Annotated in this window: 5 protein-coding genes; 1 reads left to right on the plus strand and 4 read right to left on the minus strand. The window is 44.3% G+C overall.

The window, feature by feature from the left end:
- Window positions 1–543: helix-turn-helix domain-containing protein (locus tag QZ076_RS21765; protein WP_293717207.1), on the plus strand; the 543-nt coding region annotated here is incomplete at its 5' end.
- Between the two features lie 292 nt (window positions 544–835).
- On the opposite strand, the gene ilvD is transcribed toward QZ076_RS21765, so the two are convergent.
- From ilvD to QZ076_RS21785, 4 genes are all read right to left on the minus strand, one after another.
- Window positions 836–2,563, minus strand: a complete 1,728-nt coding sequence (gene ilvD, locus QZ076_RS21770; RefSeq protein ID WP_293717208.1) for a dihydroxy-acid dehydratase — start codon at window positions 2,561–2,563, stop codon at window positions 836–838.
- Window positions 2,564–2,574: 11 nt separating this feature from the next.
- Entirely contained in the window at window positions 2,575–3,138 is a 564-nt protein-coding gene (locus QZ076_RS21775) for a manganese efflux pump MntP family protein (protein WP_293717209.1), read from the minus strand.
- Window positions 3,139–3,211: 73 nt separating this feature from the next.
- Complete coding sequence (locus QZ076_RS21780; RefSeq protein WP_293717210.1) at window positions 3,212–4,162, minus strand: glycosyltransferase; 951 nt, start codon at window positions 4,160–4,162, stop codon at window positions 3,212–3,214.
- A 20-nt stretch (window positions 4,163–4,182) separates the two neighbouring features.
- A complete protein-coding gene (locus QZ076_RS21785) occupies window positions 4,183–4,710 on the minus strand; it encodes a DUF4199 domain-containing protein (RefSeq protein WP_293717211.1) in 528 nt (175 codons plus the stop codon).
- Window positions 4,711–4,879 lie beyond the last annotated feature (169 nt).

Consider the following 4,879-nt stretch of genomic DNA (forward strand, 5'->3'; position numbering starts at 1 on the left):
TCGGACAGGAGTTTCAACGTCCGCATCATCGCCGCCACCAACGAGGATCTGGAGAAAGCGGTCATTGAAAAACGTTTCCGACAGGATTTGCTGTACCGTTTGCACGACTTCGAGATAACTGTTCCGCCCTTGCGTGACTGTCAGGAGGACATCATGCCGTTGGCGGAGTTCTTCCGTGAGATTGCCAACAATGAATTGGAATGTAGCGTGACTGGGTTCGATGCGGAAGCCCGTAAGACATTGCTGACCCATCCGTGGCCGGGTAATGTCCGTGAGCTTCGGCAGAAGATAATGGGCGCGGTGTTGCAGGCACAGACGGGAGTTGTCATGAAAGAGCATCTGGAACTTGCCGTAACGAAACCGACCTCACCTGTCAGCTTCGCCTTGCGAAACGATGCGGAGGACAAGGAACGCATCTTACGCGCGTTGAAGCAGGCAAACGGAAACCGCAAGGTTGCCGCCGAATTGCTCGGAATCGGACGTACAACGCTGTATAGCAAGTTGGAAGAGTATGGATTAAAGTATAAATTTCAGCAATCATAGCCCGCAACTTGCCGAAAATAGAAGTAACGGTTAAACCGGATTATTCAGCGAAGATAAAAAACGTCCTGTGATAAAAATCATGGGACATTTTGATGTGTATCCGATTTTTATTGCTACTTTTGTACCAAGACGAGAGACATTGACAGCAACTCACAGCAGAACGTAGAAATAGACAGGGTTGCCAAATCATTACCTCATTTTTACCTTATCCTCAGAACTGCTTGCTAATAAAGTGGTTATAAAAATCTTCCAGAATTACAAAAATTTATTGTAATTCAACAATTATCAAGACTTAAGCATTTCTGTTCTCCATGTAGGCTCCTTTCATGGGAGATACACTGTTATTTGTGAAAATATCGAGAATGCCTTGAGTATGAAGCGGAGCCGGTTTGTTCCATTGTCTCCGGCGCTCCTGTAGGATCTGATTTATTTCCTCCGGTGTCTGTTGTACACCGTTTGTTCCTGTAATTTCCAGTATCCGAGCCGGGATATCGATATGAACCAGGTCGCCGTTTTCGACCAAAGCGATAGGGCCGCCTTCGTATGCTTCCGGTGAGACATGACCGATAGCCGGTCCACGGGTTGCACCGGAGAAGCGTCCGTCGGTAATCAGGGCAATACTTTCTGCCAGTTCCGGATCGGAGGCAATAGCTTCTGTTGTATAGAACATTTCGGGCATGCCACTTCCTTTGGGACCTTCATAGCGGATAAAAACGGCATCGCCCGGATGAATTTTCTTTTGTAATACAGCCTGTAAAGCTTCCTCTTCCTTATTGAAAACACGGGCGATCAATGTGGCCTGCATCAGGTTGGGAGAGATGGCGGCATGTTTGACAACGGCACCTTCCGGAGCAAGGTTTCCTTTTAATATGGCAATTGCTCCTTGTTTACGGATCGGATTATTAAAGGGCTTGATGATATCGCTTACTTTTACTCCAAGTGCAGGCAAGTATTTCCGACATCCTTCATAAAAACCGTTCTGGCGGAGTGTTTCAAGATTTTCTCCCAGGCATTTGCCAGTGACGGTTCGAACATTCAAATTAAGAACGTCTTTTAGCTCTTCCATAATGGCCGGTACACCTCCTGCATACCAGAAATATTCGCCCGGCCAGAATCCGCTTGGCCGGATATTTAACAGGAATGGGATCTGCCGATGGATTTCATCGAATAGTTCAGGAGGAAGCTCTAAGCCGAGTTCATGTGCAATAGCTGGCAAATGCAACAGACTGTTGCTCGAACCGGCTATGGCGGCATGTACCATGATGGCATTTTTAAAGGCGTCGATAGTCAGAATGTCGGAGGGAAACAATTCTTCATTCCCCAATTCGACAGCCCGCTGACCTGCGTAGCGGGAAATATCTTTCAGATAATGTATATGAGTTGGGATCAAGGCTGAACCGGGCAATGCGATACCTAATGCTTCAGCCATTACCTGCATAGTAGAGGCTGTACCCATAAAAGAACAGGCGCCACAGGAGGGACAAGCGTCTTTTTTATAAGCCAGGAATTGTTCTTCGCTGATCTCTTTGCGTTCGTATTGTGCGTTATATTTGCCTATCTGCTCCAGTGTCAGCAAGTTGGGGCCGGCTTTCATAATGCCTCCGGGAACAAGTATGGCCGGCATATTCAGGCGGGCGATCGCCATTAGGTGAGCCGGGACAGATTTATCGCAACTCGTGATAAATACGCCTGCGTCGAATGGAGTAGCTTTGATATGTATCTCCATCATGGCAGCCATGATATCGCGGGATACAAGTGAATAATTCATGCCGTCATGTCCCTGCGCCTCTCCGTCGCAGATATCGGTTACGTAATAATTGGCAGACCGTCCTCCGGCATCATGAATGCCTTTCCCTGCTTCTTCGACCAGTTTATTCAGATGTGCACTACCGGGATGGCTGTGTCCGTAACTGCTTTCGACAATGATCTGGGGTTTGCTGAGGTCCTCGATACTCCATCCGCTGCCGAGCCTGAGTGAGTCGATTTCCGGGGCCAGCTTACGTAACTCCTGACTTTTCATAAATTATTCTTTTAACTAAAGAACATATGTTCTATTAATATTTTAGTCCCGATACCGATCAGGATCAGTCCGCCGATCAAGTCGAGTTTCAGGTCGACCTTACGTCCGAAGCGGCTTCCGAAATATACACCGGAAACTGACATCAGGAAGGTGACAATTCCGATCAGGGAGGCCTGAATGATAATATCCGATTTGAGGATAGCCAGCGATATACCGATTGCCAGGGCGTCGATACTCGTAGCAATAGCTAACCCGAACAATGTCTTGTTACAAAGCGGATTGGATTTACAGTCTTCATCTTCTTCCTGGGTGCTGTCGTAAATCATTTTACTTCCCAGGTATAATAAAAGAATGAAAGCGATCCAGTGGTCGAATGCTGTAATGTATTTCTGGAATCCAACGCCTGCCAGATAGCCAAGAACGGTCATTACTGCCTGTGTGATCCCCATAAAAGAGCCTATCTTAACCATATTACAAACGGTACATGTACGAATCATCGCACCGCCGGTAACAGACACGGCTAAACTATCCATCGATAAACCGATAGCTAGTAACACTATTTCTATAATTGACATATATTAAAAAGTTTCCCTTTTGCTAACCTCTTCGATCGCTTTGCTTCGGAATGCGGACAAATTTTCCCGTATCTTATATTTCCGATTCAATCTTGTAATTGTTCCGGTTGGGGGCATTTCTGGATATCAACTCTCCGATAAATCCGGCAAGGAACATCTGGGTCCCCAGTATCATTGCGGTAAGTGATATATAGAAATAGGGCGAATTGGTCACAAGCGGACGTAAATCACCTGAAAACATTGAGATCAGTTTCATGCTCAGAACGATAACCAAAGCTATAAAACCGATAAAGAACATTACGCTTCCCCAAAGGCCGAAAAAGTGCATCGGTTTCTTTCCGAACTTGGAAGTAAACCATAGCGTAATCAAATCGAGATAACCGTTCACGAAACGATTCAGTCCGAATTTGGTTGTCCCATATTTGCGTGCCTGGTGTTGTACCACCTTTTCGGCGATCTTATTAAAACCTGCTATCTTTGCCAGGTAAGGAATATACCGGTGCATATCATTATACACCTCTATATTCTTTATTACAATATTCTTATATGCTTTTAATCCACAATTAAAATCATGGAGATTGTTTATACCTGAGAATTTACGTGCCGTAGCATTGAACAGCTTTGTCGGTATAGTCTTGGACAATGGATCGTACCGTTTCTTCTTCCATCCGGAAACGAGATCGTATCCTTCGTCTTTTATCATACGGTAAAGTTCAGGAATCTCGTCGGGGCTGTCTTGCAGGTCGGCATCCATGGTTATGACCACATCTCCTTTGGCACGCTGGAAACCACAGTGCAATCCGGGGGATTTACCATAGTTGCGACGGAATTTAACACCTCTGACACATGGATTCTTTTGTTGTAACTCTTCGATTACTTCCCATGAGTTGTCCGTACTTCCATCGTTTACAAATATAACTTCGTAAGTAAAGTTGTTTTCTTTCATTACCCGCTCTATCCATGCTTCCAACTCAGGAAGGGATTCAGCTTCGTTATACAACGGAATAACTACTGATATGTCCATTATTTGTTTTGTTTCTCCTTTTATTCTTGTCCGACATTTCCGGTTTCGTTATTTCTGCATATAATAGCAGCTACCGGAATTGAAAGTATGATACCGTAAAATATATTGTTAAAGATACCTTGAATCGCCATGTGGATGGGAGTGAAGTTTGTTCTTCCTACAGCCTCCATTACTTCGGTGCTTACCTGCGAATCTTTCAGTACATCTATCATCTGGTTTATCGAGTTGGACAGAAAGTCCGCTGGCGCGATAAACTGGAAAAATACAAAATGTTCCAGTGCTACGATCAGAGCGGCAAAGAAATAGAGCATCGTACCGAATCGCCATGCGTGAAAGAAACTGATTTTACCTCCGATATCTTGTTTGTATCGTTTAGTCAGATAGTAGGCGATAAACGGAACCAGCAGTGTTAATACCAAATAGACAATATTAAGAGCGGGGATTGTATTGCTGAAAATAAAGAATAGATACTTTATCACCCAGTAAATTCCCATGGCTAAGCCATAAGTCATCGCACTTTTTAATAGTAGACCTTTATTTTCTTCCATCGTATATTGCTGTTTAAAAGTTTATATCAGCAAAATTAATCCTTTTGCAAGAATATGCAATTATGATAATATAAAAAAAGAGGAAGTTTACTTAAATAAACTTCCTCTTTCGGAGAGCCTCTTGTCGGATTCGAACCAACGACCCCGAGATTACAAATCACGTGCTCTG

The organism is uncultured Parabacteroides sp. (assembly GCF_905196875.1).
Lineage (GTDB): Bacteria > Bacteroidota > Bacteroidia > Bacteroidales > Tannerellaceae > Parabacteroides.